Here is a 26,921-nt window from a genome sequence, read left to right as displayed (position 1 = left end):
TATAGTACGTGCTGACCAGGCCGGCAACAAATTATGCTAATGGAAATGCCCCTCCTGAGGCGCTGCTGTTACTAAGCTTACCAGTGTAGAAAAGGCTGAAGTAACAAAAAGCCTCACTGTCCCGGAAGGCATGGTGAGGCTTTTTGATCTAATAGGAGGTGATGGTTTTACATCCCGAATTCAAAATTGGCTTTTGGATTTGGGCCATACTGGTTGTCGCCGGGCTGGCTATCGATAAACATAAATATGATGAGCACAATCCAGCCTAAAACCGGAATTAACCCAAACAAAACCCACCAGCCGCTTTTGCCGGTATCATGCAATCTTCTTACCGCTACGGCCAGACTCGGGATGAATACTGCTAGCGAATAAAGGCCACCCAGCAATCCGATGGAGCCTGTTGAAGTTGCTGTGCCAATGGTAAGGTCAACAAAAGACAACACCATCGAAATAAGAACATTAAAAAGGACGAAGTACCAATATTCGCTTCGTCTTGCACGCCCGCTAAATACGGCGTACTTTCTTAATACGGTCATGTACCAGTTCATACTACTAATTTTTTATGGTTTTAGAAATGTGTGAATGTTCTTATGCTTGTCAGCCACCTTAGGTCGGGGAATGCTAAACGCCGGGGTTCTTTTCCTTCACCACCTTCTCTGCCAGTTTCAGCGCCTCGTAAGCGTTTACGATGCCACCTGTCCTGGACAGGTTCGAAAACCTGGTCTTGCGCTTTTTGGAAGATTCACTGTTTGGCAGGTACACTTTCTTTCTGCTGTACACCGATACAGAATTCACGAGCACCTCTTTGAGTTCAACCGCTGTCAGCTCCGGGTAATAAGACCAGACCAGGGCGGCCACTCCCGACACCACCGGGCTCGAGAAGCTGGTGCCGTCCACCTTGGCGTACTTGTTATCGGGTGCCAGCGCCACAATATCTACGCCCGGCGCAAACAGATCTACCGACTGCTTGCCGTAGTTTGAAAACTCGGCCGGCATGTTTTTACCTGCGTTCATGGAGGTGGCGCCCACTTCCAGCCAGCTGCTTACCGACGTGCCATCGTCGCAGTTTCGGGTGGGGTAGTGGATGATTTCATCGATGTTGTAGGCGCTGTTGCCGGCCGCATGCACCAGGAGCACATTGTTGGCTTCGGCATGTTTAATGGCTTCGTCCACGTATTTTTTCTGCGGGGAGAACTCCTTCCCGAAGCTCATGTTAATGATATGGGCTCCATTGTCAACGGCATACCTGATGGCCAGGGCTATGTCTTTGTCGTACTCATCGCCTTCCGGCACTGCCCTGAGGGCCATGATCTCCACGTGTTCGGCTATGCCGTTTATGCCCAGGCTGTTGTTGCGGATACCCGCTATGATGCCGGCTACCGGTGTGCCGTGGTCTGCTCTTGGCCCTGTTACATCGCTGTTGCCATAGTTCCTGTCGCTTATGTCTTCGTGGTTATCGCCCAGGATCTCTCTCGGGTTGAAATCCAGGTTCAGGTGCTTGTCCAGGTAATTATCGGTTCTTTCTTTGTATTTCAGGAACGACTCTTTTTCAAAGCCCATGTTGTAGCGACTCAGCAACCAGCCTCTGGCCCGCATTACGTTTTCGTTTTTGGTCGAAACGGCTTTCAACTCTGCCACCGTAAACTGCTCCTTGCCCAGGTACTGCCCGATTACGGCTTCGCAGGTGTTAAGAATCTCCTCGAAGCGCACCAGGTTTTGCCTTGTCTCCTGCTGTTCTGCCAGCTCCTTTTCGTAGTTCTTTTTGGTTCGCAGAAAGGTGCTGTACGCTTCCTGCTGGTTTGCCGGCACCTCCTCCGCAGATTTTACATACTGATACACAGGTGCCAGTTTCCGGTAAATGCGCACATACTCATACGTTTCGTAGCGTATGTTCTCGCCTTCGGCGTTACCCAGAAAGCTCCAGCCGTGCACATCGTCCACGTAGCCATTGTTATCGTCGTCTATGCCATTGCCCGGGATTTCTTTTTGATTTACCCAGATGCGGCCCTGCAAGTCCTCGTGCTCTGTATCGAGGCCGCTGTCTATCACGGCCACCACTATTTTTTTCTTTGGCTGGCGGGAGTGCAGCAGTTCGCTGTAGGCACGGTCAACACCAACGCCCTGTGTCTTATCTTGCCTGGGGTTACGGTTGTACCAGTTCACAAAGCTGTTGTCGAACGCCGAGACCGAAGTGGCCTCGCCCTGGGCAGCAGCCAGATTAAGAAAGCCGCTGCTCAGCGTAAGCCCAAGCGAGAGTTGTAAAATTCGTTGGAGGTTGTTTTTCATTCTTAAAAGGTAATCAGATATATAAGGTATTGCTTTGTTAAGGGGTATTCAGGTTCTGGCTGCTGCTCCGGCAGAGCGCATCCAGCCACTATAGCTTGTGTTAATCTAAAATAAATTCGCAAACCCAGGAAGGCCATCAAAGTCAGCATCGGAAACAGGTAAGAGTGGCGCTATCTTCAATAAGTAGCAGTAACGTTGCCTGATCCAGGTATTTGCAGCTGGTGCCACTTGCTTTTTTTAGGAAATATAATAAAATATAGCATCTTTTACATATCCTGCTGTAGCATTTCCTGCCAGAATTTTAAAATCATGCTCTTCTCTACTCCTACCAACCAATTATTTCAAGCATTTTGCCCCTCCGGAGGCTCTGCTGTTGCTGCTCCTGTTCCTCCAGCGGAAACAGTTCAGGTCTGGAATCAGGGGAAAACTCCGGGGCCTTTCAGGCAAGATGTTACATCTGGTGCCGCTATAGCACCAGACTTGCTTTAAACACTGGCAGAAAGCCCCCGTGCTCAGAAGCGCTTTCCGCGGTGCGAAATCACACCAGTTCTATCTCCCCTTCCGGCTGCAGGTTTCTGGTGTAGAATATTTTGTGCACATCTACCAGCTCTTCCTGCGCAGAAAGGCGTTTTTTTGCATAAGTGCCGTCTTCTCGCATAATATAGGAGTTCTGGTTATCGAGCAGGTTGTAGTACAGAATATTGATCACCTCCCGCTTCAGTTCCTCGTTCACGATCAGGAAGAGCGCCTCTATGCGGCGGTCGAAGCTGCGCACCATAATATCGGCACTGCCGCCGTACACTTTGGAGTCGCCGTTGTTATGGAAGTAGTAGATGCGGCTATGCTCCAGGTTTTCGCCTACAATCGATTTGACGGAAATATTCTCGCTCAGATCCTCGCGGCCGGGGCGCAGACAGCAGATGCCACGCACAATCAGTTTAATGGGAACGCCTGCCTTGGATGCTTTGTACAGTTCCTCAATTGTCTCCCTGTCTTCGAGCGAGTTTATCTTGATCACGATGCCGCTCTTCAGGCCCTTTTTGGCATTGCGTGCCTCCGTCCGGATAAGCTCAATAAGCTCCGCCCGCATGTTTTTGGGCGAAGTGATCAGGTTTTTATACTGGTTGGGCCGTGAGTGGCCCGTAATTACATTAAAGAACTCCGACACGTCGTGCGCATAGACTTCGTTGGTGGTCAGGAGGCTCACGTCGGTGTAGAGGCGGGCCGTCTGCTCGTTGTAGTTTCCGCTGCCTAAGTGAATATAGCGCGTTACCTTCTCCCCCTCTTTCCGGATGATCATGAGCATTTTGGTGTGTGTTTTGTACTTGCCGATGCCATAGATCACAAAGCAACCGGCTTTCTCCAGCCGCTCCCCTTCCCGCAGGTTCCTTTCCTCGTCGAAACGCGCCTTCACCTCAAACAATACCGACACGTGCTTGCCGTTTTCAGCAGCCTTGAGCAAAGCAGCCGTTACCCGCGACTGGTCGGCCAGGCGGTAAATCGTCTGCTTAATGCCAAGCACATAGGGGTCTTCTGCGGCCCGCTCCAGCAGGTTCACCACCGGCTCCATGCTGTTGTATGGGTGATGGAGCAGCACATCGTGCTCCTTCAGGTAATCGAACATGTCTACGCCATCGCTTGGCAGGCTTAAGGGCATAACCGAGGCGGGCTGCTTGGGCCGCTTATCGCGGAACTGCCGGTGGCTGATGATCTGCCAGAGGCTGCGCAGATCGATCAGGCTGCTGATGGTGAACACATTGGCATTGTCTATGATCCAGCGCTCTTTGAGCAGACGCATCATAAATGGCGAGGGATTTCGCTCTATCTCCAGGCGTACTACGCGCCCCTTTTTGCGGGTGCGCAGCTTCGACTTTATCTCCTGCACAAAGTCTGCATCAATATCATCACTCTCCTCCAGGGTAAAGTCGCCGTTGCGCGTTATCCGGAACAGGTTCGCCGAAACGATCTCCACATTGCGAAAAAGCTTCTTTATCTTCCAGCGGATAATTTCTTCTATCGGCACAAACACCAGCTTGTCTTTCCGGCTGATCTCATAAAAGCGGGCCAGGTTCTGCGGGATCTGCACAAACGTCACCCTGTCCTGCTCCTTCTGCTCCTCTTCGTTGCGGGTAACCACGCCAAAGGTCAGCAGCTGGTTCATGAGCAGCGGAAAGCCGTGGTAATTGTCGTACACCATGGGTGTGAGCAGCGGGAAAATGGTGTTCTTAAAGTAAGAATCCGCCTTCTTCTGCTCGGCTTCATTTAATTCGTCCACCCGCAGAATATCAAAGCCGTACTTGCCGAAGAGCGGCTTCAGTTCGCTGTTAAACGTCAGGTACTGGTCGTTGACAAACCGGTGGGCATAATCGAGCAGTTTTTTCCGGAAAGGGATTTCGCGCAGGCCGGAGTAGTCGGTGCGCTCCTTGCCGTAATCGAGGTAATTATACAAGCTTCCGACCCTGATCATAAAGAACTCATCGAGGTTAGACGAGGTGATGGCAATAAACTTCAGCCTGTCAAAAAAGTTCTTGTCGGTGTCACGCCCCTGATCCAGCACTCTGTAGTTGAATCGTAACCAACTTAAGTCGCGGCTAATGAATTTACTCTTCTTTATCTGGTCCGAAACCTTGTTAATAAGCATGCTTTCTGTGTTAATCTTTTAAGTTTACCTCCTGCAGCAGTATAGGATCTGTGTAATAAGCGTGAAAATATAATTATTAACTAATTAGTGTTCATCTTAATCGAAATTATTTTGTAAAATACGGCTTTTGCGATTGTGCCAAGGCAGGAGCAGTCGACCTTAGCCTCCGCTAATTGGCTTGTGGTGGAGAGGGGAAAACAAAAATCTCGGCATATTACCAGCATAAAAAATAGGCCAAACCTAATTGTTGCCTTTCAAAAAGTACAGGGTTGCAATAGTACCTAAGCAAAAGCGCCACTACCCGGTTCAGTAGTGGCGCTTTTGCCTCAGTTTTCAGGTGCCGCTATTTCTCCTTTGTCTCTACCACCTCGCCATTTCTGAACACGACCGACTTTACCTGTCTGCCGTTCTCATCAAAGTACTTCCAGGTGCCGGTGGCTTTGTTGTTGCGGTGCTGGCCGGATATTTCGGTTTTGCCACTTTCGTAGAGCTGTTTATAGGTGCCAAACCGAAGCCCGTCTTTATAGGCCGTCTCGGATCTTAACTTGCCGGAAGGATGGTAGGTAAAACTCGGCCCGATTATCTTGCCTTTATCGTACTTGTACTTCTCTTTTACCTGACCGTTTTCGTGGTACACCAGCCGCTCACCGGTCAGCCGGTCGTTGGAGTAATTTTCCGAGAGGCTTGCCTTTTTGCCGGGCGCATCGAAATAGGTTTTCCAGGTGCCGTTGCGCAGCTTGTTTTTATACTGCTCCTCGGCCTGCACATGGCCTGAAGGGTAATATTTCACAATCTTTCTGTCGTCGCCGTTGTTGCTGTAGGTTCCCTCTTCCCGCAGGTTGCCTTGTTCGTAAAAATGCTGGGCGGTGCCTTGCATAGCTCCGTTTCGGTACGTGATCACGCTTCTGGGCTTGCCGCTCTCGTACCAGGCCTTTGCCTGCCCATGCATTTTACCCGCCACAAAGCTGCCTTCGGTGCTAAGCCGCCCCGACCGGTAATAGCTCTTGTAGGTCCCCTGCTGCTGCCCGGCCACATTAGTGACCTCAGTTTGCAGCTGGCCGTTGTCAAAATAGGTTTTATAGGAACCCTCCAGCATGCCGCCGCGGTAGTTTGCCTCCGTCTCCAGTTGCCCGTTTGGGAAATACGTTTTTGCCAGGCCATTCTGCTTGCTGTTGCTGTACGTGATCTCAGATTTAAGCTTGCCCGACGGATAATACTCTTTCACGACTCCTTCCGGAAAGCCGTTCACGAAAGCAGACTCCTGCCGCAGCGTACCATCCGGGTAAAATGTTTTCAGCAGGTCGCTTTGCTGGTCATTCTCAAAATTCCCTTCCTGTAGCAGGCGGCCTTCGGGGTGGTAAGAGCGGAAGGGTCCCTGCTTCACATCGTTTTGGTACGTTACCTGCAGCCGTACCTGCCCGTCAGGGTAAAACTCCGTGAAAATACTGTCTTTTTTACCCTCCACGAATTTAGCCACAGCTTCTCGCGCCCCGGTAGGGTAATAGCGGTTATAGGTTCCTATGATCAGCGAATCGGAAGTGATAAAGTAAACTTCCTTTACAGAGGAGCGCTCATCGTTGTGGTAGGTGACCACTTTGGTTTGGGCAGCCAGAGAACTGCCCAGGAGCCACATGCCCGCCATCAAGAAAAGAAATTTGCTCATGCTATTTATTTTGTTCATTTAAATTACAAATATGGCCCGCTAGAAACAAACAGGCCATCCGGAGGTACAGCACCCGCCCCTAATAGATGCCCCGAAAGCGCCTCCTCAGGCCCGGTAAAAAAAGAAGCCTTACGGTTAACGCAAGGCTTCTGACAAAACGTGTGCCGCAAAGGGCAAATTACATTTTTTCTATCACAATGGCAGAGGCGCCTCCGCCACCGTTGCAAATACCGGTCACACCTATCTTCCCGCCTTTCTTATCGAGCACGTTACAAAGCGTTACCAGGATCCGGGCACCCGAGGCTCCCAGCGGGTGCCCCAGCGACACGGCTCCCCCGTACACGTTCACGTTGCTGCCTTCCAGCCCCAGTTTCTGGTTATTCGCAATCGACACAACCGAGAAAGCCTCGTTGATCTCGTAAAAATCGACCTCCGAGGGGTCTACTCCGGCATGCTTCAAGGCCTTGGGTATAGCCAGGGAGGGCGTGGTCGTGAACCAGACAGGGTCCTGCTCTGCATCTGCAAAACCAAGGATTCTGGCAATTGGTTTCACGCCGAGCTCCCCGGCTTTTTCTTTGCTCATGAGCAGCACGGCTGCCGCGCCGTCGTTCAGGGTAGAGGCATTGGCCGCTGTGATGGTGCCTGCTTTGTCAAAAACAGGTTTAAGCGAGGTTATCTTCTCGAAATTCACTTTCAGGTATTCTTCGTCTTCTGTTACCACCAGGGCCTCTTTGCCACGCTGCGGCACCTCCACCGGCACTATCTCATCTTTCAGGTTGCCTGCTTTGGTCGCCTCTGCCACTTTCCTGTAGGAGTTTATGGCGTATTCGTCCTGCATCTCGCGGGTAATCTTCAGTTCCCTGGCTGTGTTCTCGGCAGCATTGCCCATATGGAAATCGTTGTACACGTCCCAGAGCCCATCGCGCAGCAGGCCGTCTATCATCTGCCCATGCCCCAGCTTGGAGCCGAACCTGGCCTTGTCGAGGTAATAGGGCACATTCGACATGCTTTCCATCCCCCCTGCCACAATCACATCCTTATGACCCAGCATAATGGCCTGCGCCGCAAACATGATGGCTTTGGAGCCCGACGCGCACACCTTATTTACCGTAGTACACTCCACCTCGTGGCCCAGACCGGCAAAAATGGCTGCCTGCCGGGCAGGGGCCTGCCCCAGGTTGGCCGACAACACATTGCCCATGATCACTTCCTGCACCAGCCCCTTCTCTATACCGGCTTTTTCAAGGACTCCTTTTATAGCTGCAGCACCCAGTTGGGTGGCAGACAGACTGGCCAGTGCGCCACCAAAGCTCCCGATTGGCGTCCGGACAGCCGATACGATGTATACTTCTTTTACTTGCATAGAAATTCAGGTAAATTTTGTTGAGTGAAAGTATCAGGATTGCTTCATAATTACAAACGTATGTAAGCCAGAACAAGAGACACACCGCCCGAAATCGCTTATTAAGCAGATAATCAGACCTGCAGGCTCTGTTCTGTGAAGAGTGGTTTCCGGACCTCTTTCTTAACGCAGCAGGACTTTCTGAGTTTCGGTTCCGCTTCTTGGTGCATCGCCCGCACACCATGCCACTTAGGGTAGTTCTAAAGGGCATTGCCGCCTTGCCTGCTGCGGCTCGGATGCCGCAATTATGCTAATAAAAACTGCCCTCCGGAGGCCTCTTCTTCTTCTGCTGCTGCTGCTGCCGCCTCGGCTCACATGCCACGGTTGCGACTTGAATGTATTTAGCAAATAGAGTATCTGCTGAAGGAAAAATCTGGCTGGTGTTATGTCTGCGTCAATTGTATTTTCCTGGCACGGCCCTGCTTTGCAGCCTTCACCCTGAAATTGCACTGAATTTAAGAAAAGGCTCATGCTCGTCAGAAGCCGGGGAGAAAAAAGCGCTTTCGCTCCCTGACGAGGCTTCTCGTCAACTTTATCCCAAAGCTAGCTGAAAAGCTGCCTGATGCAAATCCGGAAAAGGTTGGGAAGCGGCATTTGAAAGCCTGCAAGTGTCATTTGCACCTTTATTTCTGCTGAAAAAATATTTGAGAATCTTTTTCTGCACCAGATCTTTCAAAAACATTAGCACTCAAACACATAGCTAATAAGCCAGTTGCTGCCCCGTTAGGTAGAGAAGAAAAATGAAAATAAAACAATAACTAACCGAAACATACCCAAACTTAAAACAGTATAAGTAATACGAGAGAGTAGTTGTGAAACCACTCCGCTTGGCTATGGCACAATTCAGACACACCCGCGAAATTAATTGTGCCGTTTCTAATTCCCTATGAATACTGAAATATCATATAGAACTCCTCTTAAAGACCTGAGAAACAGCTTTTAAAAAGGCATGCACTGCTGTGCAGCTTGCCTGCACGGAGGGCATTATGAGCGACTGAATTTAAAAAATTAAATTGAAAATGAAGGAATTAGAGCAACTACGCAAAGGGCTGGCAATGGGTGATGTCCTGCTGATCGAAGACTATGGAAACTCTTTGAAGTGTATTTTTATGAAAGGCGGGCTGGCCAAGCTCACTTTTACCGTAGAGGACGATGCGTTGGTGGAGGCGCTCCGGCTAAAAGGGGAGCACGGCATTGTAGAAGGAGCCACCTTCCACGCTTTCAGAGCTACTTTCGACAGTTTTGCTTTGCATGTGAAGGCCAGAAAGCTGTATGATGAACTCAACTACAACCTGCCGATGTACATGAAACCCGAGGTGCGGGAAATCCTGCTGCAGCAAGCCGTGGCTTAACATAACACCACATCCTGTTCTGAAATGGAACAGGAACTCAGAGCATGAAACATTGCGCTCCTATTTAAGCACCTGAAACATCAACTATCCGGTGCCTGGTAAAGAGGGAGGTTGCGTCAGGCAGCCTCCCTCTTTACTTTCAACCCCACTAACGTAATCCTTTACCCGATGCTGTAGCCTTCGAGCGTTGTCATAAGTTGGTTGGTGCGCACGAACTGGCCTGTTCCGAAGGCCACTTCTTTCCCCTTTTCATTATACAAAACCGCTTCTGCTACTATCAACTGCCTGGAGGCGGAGCGCACCACCCCCTCCGCCTTTAACAGGCCAGTATGCACAGGACGTAGCAGGTTTATCTGAAAAGAGCTGGTCACGATAAAATAATCCCGCACCACGGAGGCTGCAGCAAACCAAGCGGCATCGTCGAGCAGCTTAAAATAGACAGAACCATGCACCGCTGCAGCCCCATGATAGAACTTCTGATCTGTGGGCAGCATGATCTCAGCCCGCTCCCGGCTTACCCTGATGGTGCTGCCGCTATAAAACTCTTGGATATTTGCTGAAAGAAACAATTTTTCCAGCTGCCTGTAATGGTTTTCTGTTTGCATCTCTTGTTCTGTTGGCCAAAATGCCATGGCCTACCACCTGGCAGGCCATGACATTGAGTGTAAATAACACAAATCCGTTATATATCCGAAATTTCCGTGCCGGCGCCTGCCACTCGGTTCAACAACCTGAATAACACAAGTCACATTACCGGCAATTGCCCAGGTGGTATTACTCACCCCCTGGTTTCAGTATTTTTTTCAGAAAAGGGAACTTTGAAAAAACAAGGACCCCATGTAGATACGCTGATTTTCAGGCGCTTACAATTTTGTAATTTTTCGAATATGTTCCTTTTCTTTCCAATTGTAGAATAAAGAATTAGAAGCTGGAAATAATTCTTTACTAAGTGCAATTTATTAGTATAAATACTCCATAATAAAGTATAACGGTTTTTCATTACTTCCGTACAACCAACCATATTCACCAAAAGTGCTTAGAGCCTGGCAGCCTAATTTAGGAAGGCACCTTTTGCTGGCTAATAACACTATTAAGAAGCAGTACCAAAATCATGTTCATCCGGCAGAGGCAGCATTTCAGTATCCAGACATACTGGCTTCCGCAGGCAAATATCCATAATAATTGCTCTCTGAGCCAATGAATACGCTTAAAACCAGGACTTACTTCACTTCTGCGGCCTTCTCACTAACTTATGCGCCATCTGTTCCAGTGGTCTCCGGCGCATACGCCCTGGGTCGTTTTTGCATGTTGAGGCTGTCAGATAGTCATTCGAGGATATATAGTAGCATCGTCTCTTCTGCCTTTCCAGCCTGCTGCCCTTGTCAACCAGACCAGCTTGGCACTGCTTTTCTTACAAAACCGTCCCTTTTCCACCAAATGGTTCATCCGGAAATTTCATATTGCCGTATGCAAATTAAAATATATTTTAAAAGCTTAATTTATACCTTAAAATGCAAAGACGTAATATTCTTGTTGCTGCAGCGCCTGCAGTTCGGAACCGGATGTAGTATGCACTACTTAGCAGCTTTCATCAGAAATCTTTTTTGCCTGAAACTGAATATACCTTACGGAAGGCTCCAATAAATTAGAACCGCGTACTTGCTTTAACTTACCACCAGCACTGGCGACCAGCTTTAATGAATAGCGAAAGTCGCGTTAAAAAATCAATTTTTACATGATAATACTAGATAAATACTTACAGGAACGCGAGCAGGCAGGCAACCCTATTCGCGTAGGCATTATTGGGGCCGGCGTTATGGCAAAAGGCGTTGTAAACCAGGTCATGCGCTACACGCCAGGGATGGAGATTGCCGCCATTGCCAACAGAACTGTTAGCAAGGCACTCGATGTGTATGCCTACACCGGCACCCAGGCCGAGGTTTGCAACGATGCCGCTGCGCTGCAGAAATGCCTCTCGGCCGGCGGCTTTGCCGTGACAGATAATCCCGACCTGGTTTGTGAGGCTGAAGGCATCGACATTATTGTGGAGATGACCGGCACCATCCACTACTCCACCCGGGTGATTATGAAGGCCATCGAAAATAAAAAGCATGTGCTGCTCTTTAATGCCGAGGTAGACGCCACCATCGGGCCAATCCTGAAAGTGTACGCCGACAAAGCAGGTGTGCTGATAAGCGGTGCCGACGGCGACCAGCCGGGCGTGATCATGAACCTGGTGCGCTTCGTGAAAAGCATCGGGCTAACTCCGCTGCTCTGCGGCAACATAAAAGGGCTGCAGGACTACTACCGCAACCCCACCACGCAGGCCGGCTTTGCCGCCACCTGGGACATGACGCCTGAAATGGTGACGTCGTTTGCAGATGGCACCAAGATCTCGTTTGAGCAGGCCTGTGTGGCCAACGCCACCGGCATGGGCGTGGCCAAGCGCGGCATGATCGGCATCAATTACGATGGGCACATAGACGATATGACCTCTATGTATGATGTGGAGGAGCTGAAGCGCCTGGGAGGAATTGTAGATTATGTGGTAGGACCTAAACCCGGACCAGGCGTATTCGTATATGCCACCGCCGACGACCCCATGACGAAGAAATACCTAGAGTATGGCAAGCTCGGCAAAGGGCCGCTGTACAGTTTCTACACGCCTTACCACCTGTGCTATTTCGAGATTCCGCATTCCATTGGCAAGATGGTGGTTTTTAACGATGTGATCATGGCACCTATTGCAGGACCTGTGGTAGACGTAATAACACTGGCTAAAACCGACCTGAAAGCAGGTAAGCAGCTCGACGGACTGGGTGGCTACGACACCTACGGCCAGTGCGAAAATTCTGTGACAGCACGAAAAGAGAACTTGCTGCCGATCGGGCTGGCAGAGGGAGCCGTTCTGAAACGTGACATCAAGCGCGATGAACCCATTACCTTCGATGATGTGGAACTGCAGGAAGACACCCAGGTGATGCGCCTGTACCGAGAGCAGGTGAGCATGTTCTTCCCGGAGCTGCAGGAAAAATCAGCGATGGCTTGATTTGGTTGTTGGTTGTTAAACATCAGTCGAAGCAGGATTTTGTCCGTTTCTGATGAGCAGCACCAACAAGCACAGAAACCTCTGGAGGGCCGTTTTGATTAGATTAATTCAGATAAAACCTTCTGAACTACGCTGATGGAGCCACAATAAACACCCAGCAATCAACAATAAGCAAACAACAAGTAACAACAAACAAAACAACCAGCAATACAAAAATGACAAGCGATACTATTGAGACGAAGGCAGTGAACCGGATTCTGCAGGAGGACATGGTGGCCATTTACGAAGGGCTATCAGAGCAGGAAAAGGACAAGCTGCGGAATTCAACCATACTTATTACCGGCTGCGGAGGCTTTCTGGGCTATTACTTTATGCACTTCTTCGCGCATTATGCCGAAGAGCTGCAATTGAAGCGCATTATCGGGCTCGACAATTTCCTGACCGGCACCAAAGACTGGCTCGACACGCTGGTGGAGAACAACCAGGGCAAGGTGGAGCTGAAGTATTTTAACGTGATCACCGATAATGTAGCCGATATACCTGGCGCCGCAGAAGCAGACATCGTGATCCACATGGCGTCTATCGCCTCCCCAACCTTCTACCGTCAGCACCCGATCGAGACCGTAGACGCCAACATCACCGGCCTGCGCCGCCTGCTCGATTTTTATGCCGAGAAGCGGCTGAAAGGCTTCCTGTTCTTTTCGAGCAGCGAGATCTATGGCGATCCGTTTCCGGAGTTTATCCCGACCAGCGAAGATTACAGAGGCAATGTGGCCAGCATCGGCCCCCGCGCCTGCTACGACGAGGCCAAGCGCTTCGGCGAGACCCTTTGCTACCTCTTCTCCGAGAAGCACAACATGACCATCGGCATTGCCCGGCCATTCAACAACTATGGTCCCGGCATGAACATAAACGACAAGCGCCTGCCAGCCGACTTCGCCAAAGCGGTGGTAGAAGGCCGCGACCTCGAAATCCTGTCTGATGGCACTCCTACCCGCACGTTCTGCTACATCTCCGATGCCATTACCGGTTACCTGAAGGTGCTGCTGCACGGCAAGTTCGATGTGTTCAACATCGGCATGGACAAGCCGGAGCTCTCGGTGCGGGAGTTTGCCGAGATCTTTAACCGCCAGGGCAAAGCCATATTCGACTACCAGGGCGAGATCAGGTTCAGCAAATCAGCCGATGAGCAATACCTGACCGACAACCCGAACAGGCGCTGCCCCAACATCAGCAAAGCCAGAGAAATACTGGATTACAAGCCAAGAGTTTCGGTAGAAGAAGGCATCAGAAGGTATTTGGAATTTTTACACACTTTTAACGGAAAGCTACAATGATCACAGTATTAGGATTAGGATTTGTAGGTCTTACAACAGCATTAGGCTTCAGTAAAAAAGGCTTCAAGGTGTACGGCGTAGACGTAAACGCTGAGAAGCTCGAAAAAATAAAGAATTACGAAGTGCCGTTTTACGAGCCGCACCTCGACGAGGCGCTGCGCGACGAACTGGGCAAAAGCTTTATAGTAGACGCTTCGCTGGAGGAAGCTGTCAACAACAGCAAGGCCATCATTATTTGTGTGGGCACCCCTGGTAGCGCCGACGGCAGCGCAGACCTGGCTTACCTGCTGGAGGCCGTAAAGAACGTGTTCCAGGCAAGCGACGGCACTTTTAAAGTAATAGTGACTAAGTCTACCGTGCCGCCTTCTACCGTTTCCAAAAAGGTGAAGCCCTATGTGGAGCAGCTCAACAACGAGTATAACAAACCTATTGGGCTGGCCTCAAACCCGGAGTTTTTGCGCGAAGGCTACGCCTGGGACGATTTCATGAACCCCGACCGCGTGGTGATCGGTGTGGAAGACGAGCAGAGCAAGGACATACTCAACGAGATTTATCAGCCGTTTAAGGCTCCTATCCACTACGTAAACTACAACTCGGCAGAGTTCATCAAGTACCTCTCCAACACGCTGCTGTCTACGCTCATCAGTTTCTCGAACGAGATGGCCATGGCCGCCGATCATATTGGCGACATCGATGTGGCCAGAGCCTTCAAGATCCTGCACGAGGACAAGCGCTGGCACGGTCAGCCGGCAGCTATGTCGAGCTACGTGTATCCGGGCTGCGGCTACGGTGGCTACTGCCTGCCTAAAGACACTGCCGCTCTGAGCAGTATTGCGCAGGAAAACGGTTTTAAAGCCCGGATTCTGGACGCCAACCTGCAGATAAACGAAGAGATAAAAGAGCACATGGCGGAGAAGATAGCCCGTGTCGCCTCTAAAGACAGCACCATTGGCATACTGGGCCTCTCGTTCAAGAGCAACTCTGACGACGTGCGTTTTACGCCGAGCAAGTACATTATTGAGAAGCTGCTGGAGAAGGGCTTTACTAATATTGTAGCTTACGACCCGATGGCCAACGAGGTGTTCAAGACTCATTACAACCTGCCGATCTCGTATGTAGACTCGCTGGATCAGGTGGTGGAACAGGCCGACGAGCTCGTGCTGCTCACCAGTTGGCCGGAGTTTAAGGAGAACGAGCAACTGCTGAGGACAAAGCGTTTATTCGACTTCCGCTACGTGTTTACCTCTTCCCGGGCAAAGCCAATCGCTGAGGAAGTGTAGCAAAGCCATTAGCAGTAACTAAAAACGGCTGGCAAGGGGATTCTTTCCTCTGCCAGCCGTTTTTAGTTACTGTTGTTTTTTGTTTGAATCAAAATTTACAGGATTTGAGTATGTTCAGAATAGCGTAGACCTGAATTATTCTAATGAAAATGGACCTTCGGAGGCGCTGCTGCTGCTTCTGCTGTTTGTCTGAACCTTGAGGAAAGGATTTTCCTGATTAACCTGATTCCTAATTATTCTAATGATTTTGCCCCTCCGGAGCTGCTGCTGCTGCTGCTGTTGATGGGGTTATGATCAGCAAGGGCTGAACTTTTGTATGCGTGTTAAAAGGCTCCCTACCCAAGGATCTGCAGGATGTACCTTGTTTTGCGCTTCCCGTTCACAAGATTCCTACCATACTGTCAAATTTGTGATCCGGCTTACAATTCAACCATCAAACAATTTAACAATTCACCAATCTAACAATTAAAATGCTTACCAGTCCGGTTTGGAGCTGTCTGGCTTTTTGGTGGCTTTTTTGGGTAGCTGCTGGATGTATTGCAACTCAGCGCTTTGCATGGCATTGAGCAGCATCCGGGCTTTTTCGGGGCTGATGTTCATCTGTCGCAGGCGGTTACGGCTGGTTTGGGCACGGGGGTCCTCTTCCGAAGCCGTCTCGGCGCTGGCGCTCTTGTTGCTCTGCGCCTGATCCGGGTTGGTCTCGGTACGCAGGCCTTCTGTGTTACCAGCCTCCTGCCCGGCCTCCTGCTCTTTCTCTTTAGACCTGTTGTCCTCGCTCCGATCGTCCATCTGGTCTGTTGGTTCGCCTGATTGTTTGCGGTTTTCGGGCGTGCCTTCCTCGGCTCTCTCCTCCGTTTCTATCTCCTGCTGTTCGGTGCCCTGGCTATCGGGCCTCATTTTTGGCCGGAGCGTCTGATCCTCTTCTGTTGGCGGCGGTACCTCAGAGCTGCCTGGTTCCTCTTCCTCCGGTGCAGCATCCACTGCTTCTGCCTCTTCTATTTCCGGGTGAAGCGCCAGGTACTTCTTTAGCAGCTCATAGTTGAAGCGGGCATTATCGTTACCCGGTTCTGCCACAAGGGCCCTTTTGTAGAACTGGAGCGCCTGCTTATACTTTTTCCTTTCAGCTGCAATATTACCCGACTGCAACGCGGCCACAGCTCTGATGTGCTGGAACGGGTGGCTGGCCAGTTGCTGGTACTGTTGCAGCGACTGCTCCAGCAAACCTGCTTTATAATAGGCATGGGCCAGGTTCAGGCTTATCTGGTCGTCCTGCACATCCAGCTCGTTCAGGAGGTACTCGTAAGAGGCTATGGCAGTGGCATAGTCCTGCTGCTGGTAGGCCAGCGCAGCCTCTCTGGCAAAGCGGTTTATCTGCGAAATGGTTCTGATGCCACCTCCGAACAGGCTTACTAAAAACAGGATCACGAAAAATGCCTTCATATCCGAATCAGTTTTACAGGAATCAGCACATCGAGCAGAATAAGGAAAAACGCCAGTGCGAGCGGGTAAATGTATTTATTGGCCGTAACGTCTACAGTCTTGCTTTCGCGCAGTTCGCCTTCTATGCTGTTGATGCTGCTGATGAGCCGGTTTACTTCGCTAACGCGGTCGTTCACTTCAAAGTATTCACCGTCTGTCTGTTCGGCGAGTTGCAGCAGCGTTTCCGGATTCAGTCTGGTAAAGATAACCTGCCCCGACTTGTCTTTCCGGAATCCTTCGGGCGTTAAAATACGTCCTCCTTCCGGTGTGCCAATGCCCAGGGTAAACACACGCACATTCTGCTCGCGCAGCTGATCGATCAGCCGCTGGCGGTTTTCTCCAAAATCCTCCCCATCGCTGATCAGCACCAGCACCCGCGCCTTCTGCTCCTCCGCCTCTGCTGACTGGTTCTGCGAGAATTTTTCCAGCGCCAGCTGCAGTACAGGCGTGTAATCGGTGCCGGAGGCCGGAAGCAGGCTCGTGCGCAGGGTACGGGTATAGAGTTGTAGGGCTTCCTGGTCGTAGGTTAAAGGGGTATGGAGGTAAGCCTCCGAAGAAAAAACGATAAGGCCGATCTTGTCTGAGTTGAACCGTGTAATCAAACGCTGCATCTCGTGACGGGCTTTCTCGATGCGCGACGGCTGCACGTCGGTGGCATTCATAGAGTCAGAGAGATCGATGGCGATGTAAAGGTCTTTACCAATGGTTTTGATCTCTTTTTTCATGGCCCCAAACGATGGCCCCAAGATGGCAACAACTAGCAGGAGGGCATATACGTGGCGGAGCACAAACTTGAACCATACGATATGCGGGCGCTGCTTAAAAAACAAGGCCACCTTTCGTACCCGAACCAGATACCCGATATAAACGCCTACGAAAATTGCGCCAAACAATAGCTCTAGAAACGTAATGGTCTGGTACCAGGTCATGGATACAATAAAACTTCTTTTTCAGCAACAAAGATACTAAAACAAGCCTATAATTTTATTTTGCTGAAAATTGGGCTTCTGCAGGTAAAAGCGGGCTTCCCGTGCTGCTTCAGGGGTAAGCAACTCCAGCTGAAAAAATATTTTTTTTAAAATAGGCTGACGCAGAAAAAAGGGAAGATAAATAGTATCAATCAGTTAGTATAGCCGGAGCTGTGCAGAAAGCTTAAAAGCGCTGTTTAGGGAACTATTTTTTTATAAAAGCTATTGCGTTTCGTGGAGATTGTTGTAAGTTTGCATACCCTTTAGCAGAAAGGGCCTCGGAGAGGTGGGTGAGTGGCTGAAACCAGCAGTTTGCTAAACTGCCGTACTCGTAAGGGTACCGGGGGTTCGAATCCCCCCCCCTCCGCAAGAAAAGATTTTAAAAATAAATTTTGGTTATTAAAATTCTTCTCTTACTTTTGCACCGCGTTCAACATTAACAGCGACACATCATCGTTGCTTACCGGAGTTGAAAGCATAGTTCGGGGTGTAGCGTAGCCCGGTATCGCGCCACATTTGGGATGTGGAGGTCGTAGGTTCGAATCCTGCCACCCCGACAAGAAAATTTCGGAAGTAATTCCGAAATTTTTCGTTTAAAGGAAGTTCTACCTTCCGGACAACAATGGTCTCGTAGCTCAGCTGGATAGAGCAACTGCCTTCTAAGCAGTAGGTCTTTGGTTCGAATCCAAACGGGATCACAAAAAGCCCCTTCAGATGCATCTGAAGGGGCTTTTTGCTTTTATGGGCACCAAATTGGGCACCATTTTTCAAGTTATCAGTTGATTTTTCCGGAAATAAAAAGAGCGAACAACTGGTGTCCGCTCCTTCCTTGAGTTAAACCTCAACATCCTATCCCTGGCAAACCTGACCCCTCAGGAGAGCTTCCGTTTCGGATAGTCAAAGATACAAAAATTACCCAAAAGCTTTTTCTTCCAGGTCGTTTAGCTGTTTCATTTTATCTCTGGTGTCACCTACGTTGTTGTGCACCTCCAGCTGGCGTGGCCAGGTAAATACCTCCTCTTTCAACTCACGAACCTCCTGGAGCAGCTGTTGTTCAAACTTGCTCAGGGGCCTGTTCTCATCTGCCGGCACTGGTACCGGGCTGGCAGCATCCACCGTCATGCCGCCACCGGCAAAGGCTTTCACGCCCTTCTGGCGCTCGGCCTCCAGGTAGCCCACCAGGTTGGCATACTTGGGAGACTCCACCATCCAGTTCGGGATCACCAGCTCCCGGCCAGCCTCCCCGATCAGGCCCAACTGCGCATCGTTCACCCAGCCGCCGTTGGCGAAGGCGCCGATCGAGCCACCGGAGTGGCCACTGAGCATCTCCCACATGCCGTTCACTTCCACCATCGGAATAGTCTTGCCGCCTTTGGTCATACCACCCTTGGCGAACTGCTGGGCGTGGATCTGCTTGGCGGCACCTGCGGCCCTGCCTACAGCTGCCGCTGTTTTCACGACGGCGATGGCAGTACCGGCACCAGGTACGATGGCATTGAGCGGGTTCTGGTTGGCTGTCTTCCAGATGGCCTGGATCTCCTCCACTACATCCACCCCAATCTTTCCGAGGGAGAAAGACTTGAAGGCGGCCATGGCCACACCTCTGGCCTGCGTCTCCTTACCGAGCAGCTCTATGCCCATTTTAAACGACTCCATAGCATTGCTCATGATGATGGTTTCAATCTCCTTCTTTGCCTTGGCCGTTCGCTCGGCATTCCGGGTCTTACCATCCGCCAGGTCCTTATCGATCTTCAGCATCGCGTTCTTGAACTTGAGCGCCTGGGTGGTTTCTCCCAGACCGGCCTCCTCCAGGATGGCGAGTCGCTGCTGCAGGAAACTTTTCTGCAGCTCCAGGCGGGCCTGCTCCTGATCGAACTCCGCCGTCAGGGTGGTCAGGAACTGGTTCTGCAGGCGCTCCATTCGGAGCTGCTCCTCTTCCTCCAGCTTGGTCAGATCCTCCTCCCGCTTGCGTTGTTCCTCTTCCGCTTTGGCCACGCGCACCTGCTCCTGGTACTCCTGCTCCCGGAGTTCCTGCTGCTGGCGGTAATTCTCCAGCAAGGTTTGTTTCTCCTCCTCGGTGGTGGCAATGTTGGCCAGGGTGGCCTGCTTTTGCTTCTCCAGCTCGGCCATCTCCTGGTCGTGGTGGAGCTTGAGTTTGGCCAGCGTCTGATCAATACCTTTACCCATGATCTCCACCTTCAGCTTGGCCAGCTCCAGCTCCGACTTTTCAGAAGCCCTGGCATATTCCTCGCGGGCTTTATTCAGCTTGTCCTGGTGCTCTTTTTCTTTCTTCAGTCGCTCCTTCTTCGCTTTTTCATCGCCTTTATTGGTGGCGGCCCCCACCTCTTCTCCTTTTTTCTCTGCCTCCTGCTTTTTCTTCTCATGCTCCACGGCCTCCTTCTTCTCAGCCTCCACCTTCTCAGAGGCTATTTTATCATTGTAGCCATCAGAGAAGGCTTTGCCAAGGCGCTCCCCGGAGTTCATGATCTCGGCTATCTTGCCTGCGTTTTTGATTGGGTTCATCAGGAACAGGGCAATGTCACCGGCGATGCTGAGGATCTCCATGAAGGCCCTGCCCAGACCTGCCATGCCGCCTCGTACCGCCTCCGAGCGGTTGTAGAGCAGGATAAAACCACCGACCAGGGCAGCGACAGCCCCGACAACCAGCCCGATCGGGTTGGCAGTCATAGCGGCATTCAGGAGCCACTGGGCGGCGGCGCTGGTTCTGGTGGCGATGGCCCTTCCCTTCTCCACGGCATTGTGATACAGCGTAGAGGCAGCGGTCTTGATGTTGGCAGCATTCAATGCTACTATGGCAATCCCCAACATATAGAACAGATCCTGATTCTCCTTGATGAACCGAGGCGTCTCTTTCAGAATAAGCAGGAACTGCGTGAGCAGTTGCACCCCGGCCCGCTTGGCCACGTTGAGCTTGCTGCCGATGGTGATGGCATAGGACTCCACCACTGAGTCCAGCGCCTTGGTGTCTCCCTCCAGGTTGTCGGTATTGATGGCCTGCTGCTCATAGGCGGTGTTGGTGCCGGTCACGGCCTCGGTCAGCTTCTCGAACTTGTCGACGTTGCCCAAGATAATGCCTCCGGCGATCTGGTTCTCCGCTCCGAACACCTTTGTCAGGGCAGTGGCATCTCCGGAGATCTTCGAGAACTCGCGCAGTCGCTCATTCATCGGGATGCTCTTGTCGGAGATCACCTCGATGTCCACGCTGAACTTCTCCAGCTCCTCCAGCGCGGAGGCTGGCAGGGCTTTGGCGCTGGCCATCTTGCTCAGCACATTCCGGAGCGCGGTGCCGGACTCGGCTCCTTTCATGTTATACTCGGCCAGGGTCTCCACCAGGCCCACTGATTCTTCAAACGTGACGTTGAAAGCGGCGGCGGCAGTACCGAACTTGTCAATGGAGTCGGAGATCTCTGGAATGTTGGCCGCTCCGGCTTTCGAACCGGCCGCCAGGGCATTGATCACCCGGCTGGCGTCCTCTGCCGGCAACTGGAACTGGTTCAGCGCACCGGTCATCGCCTGGGCTGCAGCGGGCAGATCGGTCTCTGCCGCCTCGGCCAGCACCACGGCCTCCGCCGTCACCGCTGCCAGTGCTTCTTTCGTTTCCAGCAAATCAGGTTTCGCAGAACCAATCAGTTTAAATGCCTCCACCGCCTGCGCCCCGGAAAGGGTGCTGGTCTCTCCGATCAGGGCCGCCTGCTCCTTGTAGTACTCCAGGTCCTGCTCAGAGGCTCCTGTCAGGGATTCCAGGCTGCTGACGGATTTCTCAAACTCCTTGGCCGCGTCGGAGGCTCCGGAAAACCAGCCGATCACGCCGGTGAGCATGCCCTCCACGCCACCGGCCAGCATGAAGCCACCGGCCGTGCCGAGTACCGTCTTCATGATGCCGCCCATGTCGTTGAGGCCCAGCTTGGCGGCCAGGGAGGCTTTCTCCACGCCGTAGAGTTCGTTTCTTACTTCCGTGATGCGGCCACGCAGGGCAGTGTAGTCCTCCGCCAGCTTCTTCCTTCCAGGATCGTCGGTTGCCATCTTCCGGAGCTGGGCGTTCATGAGTGCGGCAGAAGCGCCCATCTCTTTGAGGGAGGCGTTTACCTTGGAGCCATTCAGGACGATCTCGATCTCCCGTTGTTCTTTATTCTGGGCCATTAATAGGTGATGGTGAAATTTTGGTCAATACTTCCTTTAATTTTTTCGGTGGCCTCCTGGGCCTTGTAGCCTGACATGAGCAGGGTGAGTTTGAAGGCCTGGTAGCCGATGGCGTCGCGCCGGTTGGACCACCATTTCTTCGGCCTGCGGGCGTTGCCGCGCATTTTGCCGATGAGTTTTCTTGATTCGGTAGAATCTTTTACATCGCCGTATTTGGTGCCCTTGCCCACGCCCATGTCGACCATCTGGCCATACCATGCGTAGGCGATGGTGATCTTGATTTTGTCGCCCCCGGCCTGCTCGATGATCTGCGTTTTAAAGCTGTTGTAGAGGTCGCCGGAGCTTTTGATGCGCATCCTTTTCAGGTTGCTCTGCCAGTTCTGGACGGCATACTTGAGCCACTCCTCTGCCAGCTGGCGCTTGGTCTGCTGCTCCATCAGTACCTGGTCTTCAGTAATGTGACTTTAGCCACTTGCACGCCCCTGAGCGGGCTGACCTGCACGCTGATCTTCTCCCAGAGCGCCATCACGGTACTCTGCCCGTCGTGCACGAGCACTTTCCGATCCTGGCGCAGGGTGCGCAGGTCCGTCAGGCTCAGCTCGATCTCGGCCTCCACCGTCTCGGTTTCCAGAAGAAAGTCCAGCCAGTGGCGGTGGCTCTGCTCGTAGAGATCAGGCAGCAGGACCGGCAGCGCCTGCGGGTAAGGCACGTCGCCCGTGTCAGGCTGGAGGCCCCGGTAAGAGAGCAGGCGGAGGCTGAACTTGCCGGTGTCGCCCTCCTGGCTGGCCTGGGGCATGAGCCAGCGCAGCAGCTCCTGGGCCACCGGCAGGGAGCCCAGGCCCAGGGAGATCGGGTCCTGCCCGGCCCCCACCTGCAGCTGCTGGCTGTCAGCGGGAGGCAGCTCATCGCCCTCGTCGGGACTCAGCTCCAGCATAAAACCCTGCCGGGCTTTGGCCTCCCATTTGGTCACCTTCAGGTTGCGTTTGCGCCAGTCCACGTAGGTGCCGGAAGAGAGCACGTCGCGCAGGCGCACGATCTCCAGCTCCTTTTTGGTGGTGTTGAAGTTAAAGCCCAGCCCGAAGGCGGCGCGGATAGCCTTCAGGAAATCAGCCACCTTCATCTCGGGCACATGCAGGCTGTGCTGCACCTGGTCCCCCTCCGCGAGCGACTGCGTGTTGTAGATCACCAGGCGGCGCGTCTCCTCGGCCTCGATCCAGGGGCCGGTGATGCGGTAGCCGTAATGGGCCAGCACGCGCCGCAGCACGTGCACCAGGTAAGGGAAGGGCACCCGGAGGTAGCCTGTCTTAAACTCGCCGTCATAGTAGTTGAGGTAGGCCAGGTAGCTAGCGCCTTCCTTCAGGAAGCCGGGGTTATGGAGCGGGAACAGCGCATAGTTCGAGGCCGGGTAGATCTCCCGCACTTCGCTCACCTGCTCGTCGGTGCCCAGGTCCAGCTCCCGCAGGTTGTCCTGCTTGAGCCGGGCCGAAATGTCGCCCACATCGGACTGGAAGTTGACGCTGATGCCCTTGGCGTCGGCGGAGAGCACATAGAGCTTGCCCACCCGCCAGAGATTGTCCAGGTAGAGCTGGCAGTCGTAGGGCTCCTTGCGGTAACTCCTGACCGAGAGGTGCCCTGGAAAGCCCAGCAGGCGGCGGTTCTTTTTGCTCCAGGCCAGCGTGGCCGGCAGCGTGTAAATGCTAGGTATGCGATCGAACTGGAACAGGGAGCTGAAGTACTCCACCTGAACCGAAGTGAGCGGATCCATGTCCAGCTCCTCCCCATTTATTCTGAAAGCAATCATGACTCCTCGGTTAAATAAGGTGAGAAGCCCTCCGGCGTGAGCACCGGGGTGTAGCGGTAACGTTTCGGCAGCACCAGGTCAAACTCGAAGGCCGGGGTCCGGTTCTCATCGTCCGAGATCACCACCGACCTGTCGCCCAGGCGGGCCGGGATGTAGCGGCCGGGTCCGATGAACTGCACGTCCTCCGAGATCAGGAAATCCTGCAGGGCGTGCATTTCCTCCCGGCTCTTCTCGCCGGTGCTCAGCTGCAGCGTGGGTTTTCCGAACTTACTGATCACCGTAGAGTCTCCTTCCATGCCATTTCGCGGCAGCCTGCGCTCCACCAGCTGCGCATCGGCATCGAGGGAGTACTTGCCCCGGCCGGTGGCTGCCAGCGTGTTGTAGCCGCCCACGGAGTTGGCGAACAGCACAAAGCGCGTGTGCAGGTAGTTTTTGGTATTGAGCACAAATGTCCTGATCTCGGAGAGGGAGCGGTTCATCTCATCGATCACCCAAACCTGCCAGCTGCGCACTGTCTTGCCCGGCTGCAGCGCCGCCAGGCCCAGCTGGTCGTGACCCACCGGGATGCACCAGAGCTCAAAGCGTTTTATTCCGGCTTGGGTAAAAGCCGTGTAGGTGTAGGAGCTGGAGTCGGTGAAGGTCACGCGCACGCGCACCCGGAAATCCGTCAGGCTGAAATCATCGGGCATGAAGTAGAGGAACTCGGGCTGGGCGGTGAACACGCGCCTGGTGGTCGGCTCCCAGGTAAAGAAAGGCTTCACGCCAGCTTTAAAGGCACTGTAAGTCTGGGCATAGTACTCCAGCGCCTCCAGGCCGCCGCAGAGCACGTAGCGGTTGTCCTGCACCACCACCGGCGATAGTGTCACCGGGTCGCCGTACACCTCGCGGTAACGCAGGTAAAAGCGCTTGAAGGCTTTGTCGGCCCGCTTCACCTCCGCCTGGTTGAAGTCCGGCAGGTGCGGCTCCACAAAAGCGTCGAGGATCTCGGACACGTCGAACTCGGTGCCGCCATCGGCCTCGGCCGGGTGCTCGAAAGGCTCCGGGGTGGCCAGGATAAACTCGCCGGAAAGATACGCGGGCTCCACCCACACTTCGCACACGAAGCGCAGGAAGGGCTTGGTCTCGGGGCTCTCGGCCTGCAGGCGCAGGAGCACCGGGTTCTTGGAAAAGTAGAAGTGCTCCTCCACGATGGTGAAAGACACCTGCTTGCTGCAGCCCAGCGCATCGGTGATGGTGCAGGCGTAGGTGCCGGGAGTCACTTCCAGCCGGTCTTTGGTGGTCACGCCGTCGCTCCAGAGGAAGGCGTATGGCGCAGTGCCACCACTCACCTCCAGCAGGATGGCGTTGTTGCCCACCGAGCCGGTGACGATGATCTCCGCGTTCTGGCCCACCAGGAAGGTGAGCTCCAGCACGCCGGGATGATCCTCCGAGAAAGCCTGGTAGGGACTGTCCTCCGGCAGGCTCGGGTCGAGCGGCTGTGGCCTGGCGCTGTCGGTTACTTTTACTGAGTACTGCCCGGCAGGCAGGGCACTCACATCTTTGGTGGTGGCCCCGTTGCTCCACTGGAATGCGTAGGGAGCCTGGCCTCCGGAGATGTCGAGCAGGATGCTGCCAGTGGAACCGCTGAAGCAGAGCACCTGGCTGACGTTGCCGTTTCCGGAGGGCGGGTTGTCGTTGGTGGCCTTCACCGCAACGCCGGTGGCGCTGTGCCCCACCACCTGGCAGGGGCCGAAGTTCAGGGCATCGCTGTAGGCGGTGGCCTTCAGGGAGACCACAAAGCTGTCGGTCGTGTAGGTGCCGCCCACCTCGTAGTCCGTGATACCAGCCGCCTGCAGATAGCCCTGCAGGGCGGTGACCAGGCTGGAGAAATTGGCCGCTACGGGCGGGCCGAACTGGCCGCTGGTCTGCTGGGCAAAAAGGTTCTGGTTGCCACTCGCCTGGGAGATCGTGGCGGAGGTAAAGTACACCAGCTGCCCTTTGATGGTGAGCTCGATGTAGGTGTCGTGCGGGATTACCCCGCCGAAGTTGCTGATCTCGAGTCTTGCGAAACGTGCCATCTAGAGAATAAATTTGTCTTGTTTGTAGTGCAGGGCCGGGTTCGCGCCCCTGGTGAAGAAGAAATTGAACTTGGTGCCGTGGAAGTCCTCGCCCACCGGGCCGATGCGCTCGTTGGTGATGCCGTTGACGGTCATGTGCTTTTTGGGCAGCGTGAAGTCCTTGTTGATGCGCACCAGGGCGGCCCCCATAATCTCCTCGCCGATCTCCTCGGTGCGGTCGAGCACCTGCTCCAGCTCATCGAAGTGTCCAGGTGTGACCGGGTGCAGGATAATGAAGGAGCCGTGGTACTCCTTGATGCGCTGATCGCCGCCGTTGTCAGCGTAGTCGGCCTCGTAGCTGATCAGGATCATGGAAAAGTCCGGTCCGATGCGATCGCGCAGCGAGTCGTAGAATTCGCGGGCATCCATGATGCGCTGCAGCGGGTCGGAACTCAGGATCAGACGCACAAAGTGGCACTCCTCCTCGGAATGCCGGATGTCGACATGCTGGCTGGCCAGCTGCCGGAAGAAGTCGGTGTATTCGCTGTGTCTCATTTCTGCTGTTTTTGTCGGCGCTCCAGTTCCTCATGCTCCCTGGCCTTGCGCTGAATCTCCTTGAAAATGGTGTGCACGCGCTGCTGGCTGGTTTGCTCCACGTGCCCGAACTTCTCTCCGGAGAGGCTCAGGAGCACATCGCCCCAGTCGCCCTCGGCTGCTTTCTGCTGGTTGGTCTGGGTAAATACTTTGTCGTAGATCAGCTCGAGCTCTTTGCGGCAGCCCCGGTACCAGGTCAGGATGGCGTACTTGTCGGGCTGCGGGATGCTGGCCACCAGCTGTGCCCGTTCCCCGATCAGGTGCTCGTTAAAATCCTCCCGGATGTCGCCTTTGTAAGTGGGGCTCTTGGGGTTGTAGTCCAGGCGCTGCGGCCGGTAGAGGCAGGCGATCAGCTTGTTGAGGTAGGCCTCCTTGCCAGTTTTGGTGAAGAAGCCAAAGAGTGTGTCGGCGTAGATGAACTCGGCGAAGGTGATGTTGCGGAAGCGATCGGCCGGGCCGTGCAGCACCAGGTCTTCCAGCTTGAGGGCGGGCAGCAGTTGTTTGGTAAGTGTGCTCTCCTCGAGGAACTCCAGGATGGGGTAAAGGCCCAGGCGCTGCACGCCGGTGAACTGGTGCAGGATGGCCCACTTGACCTGCAGCAGGGTTTTGAGCAGGAGCAGTTTCTGCATGTGGTCCGGCTTGAAGGAAAATTGGATCCGGATGATCTCCAAGAGCTGCTCGCGCGTGAGCTCGTTCCAGGTGGAGGCCACTTGCTGGTGCACGACCTGGAGCTTTTTCTTTACCTGGTACTTGAGGGTGAGGTGATGCATGTAAAACTGGGTTTTACACGAATTTCACTTAGTGGGACTGGTAAAAAAAAGACAATAAAATCAAGGTATATAATTTTGCAGCAATAAATTTGCAAATAATGC

Annotated in this window: 18 protein-coding genes and 3 tRNA genes; 7 read left to right on the top strand and 14 right to left on the bottom strand. The window is 53.2% G+C overall.

Going from position 1 to position 26,921, the window contains the following annotated elements; all coding sequences use genetic code 11:
• Positions 1–167 precede the first annotated feature (167 nt).
• The 5 genes from FJM74_RS04350 to FJM74_RS04330 form a co-directional block, all read right to left on the bottom strand.
• On the bottom strand, positions 168–548 hold the full coding sequence (locus FJM74_RS04350) for a DUF805 domain-containing protein (RefSeq protein WP_187261346.1): 381 nt from the start codon (positions 546–548) through the stop codon (positions 168–170).
• A gap of 73 nt (positions 549–621) precedes the next feature.
• Positions 622–2,286, bottom strand: coding sequence for a S8 family peptidase (locus FJM74_RS04345; protein WP_187261345.1), 1,665 nt, complete (start codon positions 2,284–2,286; stop codon positions 622–624).
• A 538-nt stretch (positions 2,287–2,824) separates the two neighbouring features.
• The gene (gene ppk1 / locus FJM74_RS04340; RefSeq protein WP_187261344.1) at positions 2,825–4,927 is read right to left on the bottom strand and encodes a polyphosphate kinase 1; all 2,103 of its coding nucleotides are present in this window, start codon (positions 4,925–4,927) and stop codon (positions 2,825–2,827) included.
• A gap of 343 nt (positions 4,928–5,270) precedes the next feature.
• Positions 5,271–6,590 (bottom strand): toxin-antitoxin system YwqK family antitoxin, encoded by a 1,320-nt coding sequence (locus FJM74_RS04335; RefSeq protein ID WP_187261343.1) that lies wholly within the window; start codon positions 6,588–6,590, stop codon positions 5,271–5,273.
• Between the two features lie 178 nt (positions 6,591–6,768).
• Positions 6,769–7,953 (bottom strand): acetyl-CoA C-acyltransferase, encoded by a 1,185-nt coding sequence (locus FJM74_RS04330; RefSeq protein WP_187261342.1) that lies wholly within the window; start codon positions 7,951–7,953, stop codon positions 6,769–6,771.
• 1,058 nt (positions 7,954–9,011) lie between these two features.
• Between FJM74_RS04330 and FJM74_RS04325 the strand changes: the two genes are divergently transcribed.
• A complete protein-coding gene (locus FJM74_RS04325) occupies positions 9,012–9,344 on the top strand; it encodes a hypothetical protein (protein ID WP_187261341.1) in 333 nt (110 codons plus the stop codon).
• A gap of 161 nt (positions 9,345–9,505) precedes the next feature.
• Here the strand turns inward: FJM74_RS04325 and FJM74_RS04320 are convergent, their stop codons facing one another.
• The gene (locus tag FJM74_RS04320; protein ID WP_187261340.1) at positions 9,506–9,949 is read right to left on the bottom strand and encodes a PaaI family thioesterase; all 444 of its coding nucleotides are present in this window, start codon (positions 9,947–9,949) and stop codon (positions 9,506–9,508) included.
• A 1,130-nt stretch (positions 9,950–11,079) separates the two neighbouring features.
• Here FJM74_RS04320 and FJM74_RS04315 point away from each other — a divergent pair.
• The 3 genes from FJM74_RS04315 to FJM74_RS04305 all read left to right on the top strand — a co-directional run bounded on the left by FJM74_RS04315 (position 11,080) and on the right by FJM74_RS04305 (position 15,010).
• Positions 11,080–12,393 carry an NAD(P)H-dependent oxidoreductase gene (locus tag FJM74_RS04315; protein WP_187261339.1) on the top strand — a complete coding sequence of 438 codons (1,314 nt, stop codon included), beginning with the start codon at positions 11,080–11,082 and terminating at the stop codon, positions 12,391–12,393.
• 215 nt (positions 12,394–12,608) lie between these two features.
• The gene (locus FJM74_RS04310; protein WP_187261338.1) at positions 12,609–13,730 is read left to right on the top strand and encodes an NAD-dependent epimerase/dehydratase family protein; all 1,122 of its coding nucleotides are present in this window, start codon (positions 12,609–12,611) and stop codon (positions 13,728–13,730) included.
• Positions 13,727–15,010, top strand: coding sequence for a UDP-glucose dehydrogenase family protein (locus tag FJM74_RS04305; protein WP_187261337.1), 1,284 nt, complete (start codon positions 13,727–13,729; stop codon positions 15,008–15,010). The genes FJM74_RS04310 and FJM74_RS04305 overlap by 4 nt, the downstream gene beginning before the upstream one ends.
• A gap of 474 nt (positions 15,011–15,484) precedes the next feature.
• Here the strand turns inward: FJM74_RS04305 and FJM74_RS04300 are convergent, their stop codons facing one another.
• Entirely contained in the window at positions 15,485–16,450 is a 966-nt protein-coding gene (locus tag FJM74_RS04300) for an aerotolerance protein (protein WP_187261336.1), read from the bottom strand.
• The gene (locus FJM74_RS04295; protein WP_187261335.1) at positions 16,447–17,418 is read right to left on the bottom strand and encodes a vWA domain-containing protein; all 972 of its coding nucleotides are present in this window, start codon (positions 17,416–17,418) and stop codon (positions 16,447–16,449) included. The genes FJM74_RS04300 and FJM74_RS04295 overlap by 4 nt, the downstream gene beginning before the upstream one ends.
• Positions 17,419–17,737: 319 nt before the next feature.
• On the opposite strand from FJM74_RS04295, the gene FJM74_RS04290 reads away from it, so the two are divergent.
• The 3 genes from FJM74_RS04290 to FJM74_RS04280 all read left to right on the top strand — a co-directional run bounded on the left by FJM74_RS04290 (position 17,738) and on the right by FJM74_RS04280 (position 18,155).
• A tRNA-Ser gene (locus tag FJM74_RS04290) sits at positions 17,738–17,824 on the top strand.
• A 116-nt stretch (positions 17,825–17,940) separates the two neighbouring features.
• A tRNA-Pro gene (locus FJM74_RS04285) sits at positions 17,941–18,014 on the top strand.
• A 67-nt stretch (positions 18,015–18,081) separates the two neighbouring features.
• Positions 18,082–18,155 (top strand) — tRNA-Arg (locus FJM74_RS04280).
• Positions 18,156–18,369: 214 nt separating this feature from the next.
• On the opposite strand, the gene FJM74_RS04275 is transcribed toward FJM74_RS04280, so the two are convergent.
• The 6 genes from FJM74_RS04275 to FJM74_RS04250 are packed head-to-tail and all read right to left on the bottom strand — an operon-like array spanning position 18,370 to position 26,819.
• Positions 18,370–21,618 (bottom strand): phage tail tape measure protein, encoded by a 3,249-nt coding sequence (locus FJM74_RS04275; protein ID WP_187261334.1) that lies wholly within the window; start codon positions 21,616–21,618, stop codon positions 18,370–18,372.
• A complete protein-coding gene (locus FJM74_RS04270; protein ID WP_187261333.1) occupies positions 21,618–22,055 on the bottom strand; it encodes a hypothetical protein in 438 nt (145 codons plus the stop codon). The genes FJM74_RS04275 and FJM74_RS04270 overlap by 1 nt, the downstream gene beginning before the upstream one ends.
• A complete protein-coding gene (locus FJM74_RS04265) occupies positions 22,055–23,419 on the bottom strand; it encodes a hypothetical protein (RefSeq protein WP_187261332.1) in 1,365 nt (454 codons plus the stop codon). Before FJM74_RS04265 ends, FJM74_RS04270 begins: the two co-directional genes overlap by 1 nt.
• On the bottom strand, positions 23,416–25,476 hold the full coding sequence (locus tag FJM74_RS04260) for a SprB repeat-containing protein (RefSeq protein WP_187261331.1): 2,061 nt from the start codon (positions 25,474–25,476) through the stop codon (positions 23,416–23,418). The genes FJM74_RS04265 and FJM74_RS04260 overlap by 4 nt, the downstream gene beginning before the upstream one ends.
• Positions 25,477–26,010 carry a hypothetical protein gene (locus FJM74_RS04255; RefSeq protein WP_187261330.1) on the bottom strand — a complete coding sequence of 178 codons (534 nt, stop codon included), beginning with the start codon at positions 26,008–26,010 and terminating at the stop codon, positions 25,477–25,479.
• Positions 26,007–26,819 carry a hypothetical protein gene (locus FJM74_RS04250; RefSeq protein ID WP_187261329.1) on the bottom strand — a complete coding sequence of 271 codons (813 nt, stop codon included), beginning with the start codon at positions 26,817–26,819 and terminating at the stop codon, positions 26,007–26,009. The genes FJM74_RS04255 and FJM74_RS04250 overlap by 4 nt, the downstream gene beginning before the upstream one ends.
• Between the last annotated feature and the right edge of the window lie 102 nt (positions 26,820–26,921).

Source organism: Pontibacter beigongshangensis (genome assembly GCF_014332515.1).
Taxonomy (GTDB): domain Bacteria; phylum Bacteroidota; class Bacteroidia; order Cytophagales; family Hymenobacteraceae; genus Pontibacter; species Pontibacter beigongshangensis.
Note: the sequence above shows the minus strand (reverse complement) of the source record. Positions and strands in the feature narration are given on the sequence as shown.

What these genes read in the sequence shown, in the direction of transcription:
- FJM74_RS04320 (WP_187261340.1), bottom strand. Translation starts at nt 9,949, where the DNA reads ATGCAAACAGAAAACCATTACAGGCAGCTGGAAAAATTGTTTCTTTCA.
- FJM74_RS04265 (WP_187261332.1), bottom strand. Translation starts at nt 23,419, where the DNA reads ATGATTGCTTTCAGAATAAATGGGGAGGAGCTGGACATGGATCCGCTC.
- FJM74_RS04270 (WP_187261333.1), bottom strand. Translation starts at nt 22,055, where the DNA reads ATGGAGCAGCAGACCAAGCGCCAGCTGGCAGAGGAGTGGCTCAAGTAT.
- FJM74_RS04330 (WP_187261342.1), bottom strand. Translation starts at nt 7,953, where the DNA reads ATGCAAGTAAAAGAAGTATACATCGTATCGGCTGTCCGGACGCCAATC.
- FJM74_RS04345 (WP_187261345.1), bottom strand. Translation starts at nt 2,286, where the DNA reads ATGAAAAACAACCTCCAACGAATTTTACAACTCTCGCTTGGGCTTACG.
- FJM74_RS04325 (WP_187261341.1), top strand. Translation starts at nt 9,012, where the DNA reads ATGAAGGAATTAGAGCAACTACGCAAAGGGCTGGCAATGGGTGATGTC.
- FJM74_RS04310 (WP_187261338.1), top strand. Translation starts at nt 12,609, where the DNA reads ATGACAAGCGATACTATTGAGACGAAGGCAGTGAACCGGATTCTGCAG.
- FJM74_RS04260 (WP_187261331.1), bottom strand. Translation starts at nt 25,476, where the DNA reads ATGGCACGTTTCGCAAGACTCGAGATCAGCAACTTCGGCGGGGTAATC.
- ppk1 (WP_187261344.1), bottom strand. Translation starts at nt 4,927, where the DNA reads ATGCTTATTAACAAGGTTTCGGACCAGATAAAGAAGAGTAAATTCATT.
- FJM74_RS04255 (WP_187261330.1), bottom strand. Translation starts at nt 26,010, where the DNA reads ATGAGACACAGCGAATACACCGACTTCTTCCGGCAGCTGGCCAGCCAG.
- FJM74_RS04335 (WP_187261343.1), bottom strand. Translation starts at nt 6,590, where the DNA reads ATGAGCAAATTTCTTTTCTTGATGGCGGGCATGTGGCTCCTGGGCAGT.
- FJM74_RS04250 (WP_187261329.1), bottom strand. Translation starts at nt 26,819, where the DNA reads ATGCATCACCTCACCCTCAAGTACCAGGTAAAGAAAAAGCTCCAGGTC.
- FJM74_RS04275 (WP_187261334.1), bottom strand. Translation starts at nt 21,618, where the DNA reads ATGGCCCAGAATAAAGAACAACGGGAGATCGAGATCGTCCTGAATGGC.
- FJM74_RS04315 (WP_187261339.1), top strand. Translation starts at nt 11,080, where the DNA reads ATGATAATACTAGATAAATACTTACAGGAACGCGAGCAGGCAGGCAAC.
- FJM74_RS04295 (WP_187261335.1), bottom strand. Translation starts at nt 17,418, where the DNA reads ATGACCTGGTACCAGACCATTACGTTTCTAGAGCTATTGTTTGGCGCA.
- FJM74_RS04350 (WP_187261346.1), bottom strand. Translation starts at nt 548, where the DNA reads ATGAACTGGTACATGACCGTATTAAGAAAGTACGCCGTATTTAGCGGG.
- FJM74_RS04300 (WP_187261336.1), bottom strand. Translation starts at nt 16,450, where the DNA reads ATGAAGGCATTTTTCGTGATCCTGTTTTTAGTAAGCCTGTTCGGAGGT.
- FJM74_RS04305 (WP_187261337.1), top strand. Translation starts at nt 13,727, where the DNA reads ATGATCACAGTATTAGGATTAGGATTTGTAGGTCTTACAACAGCATTA.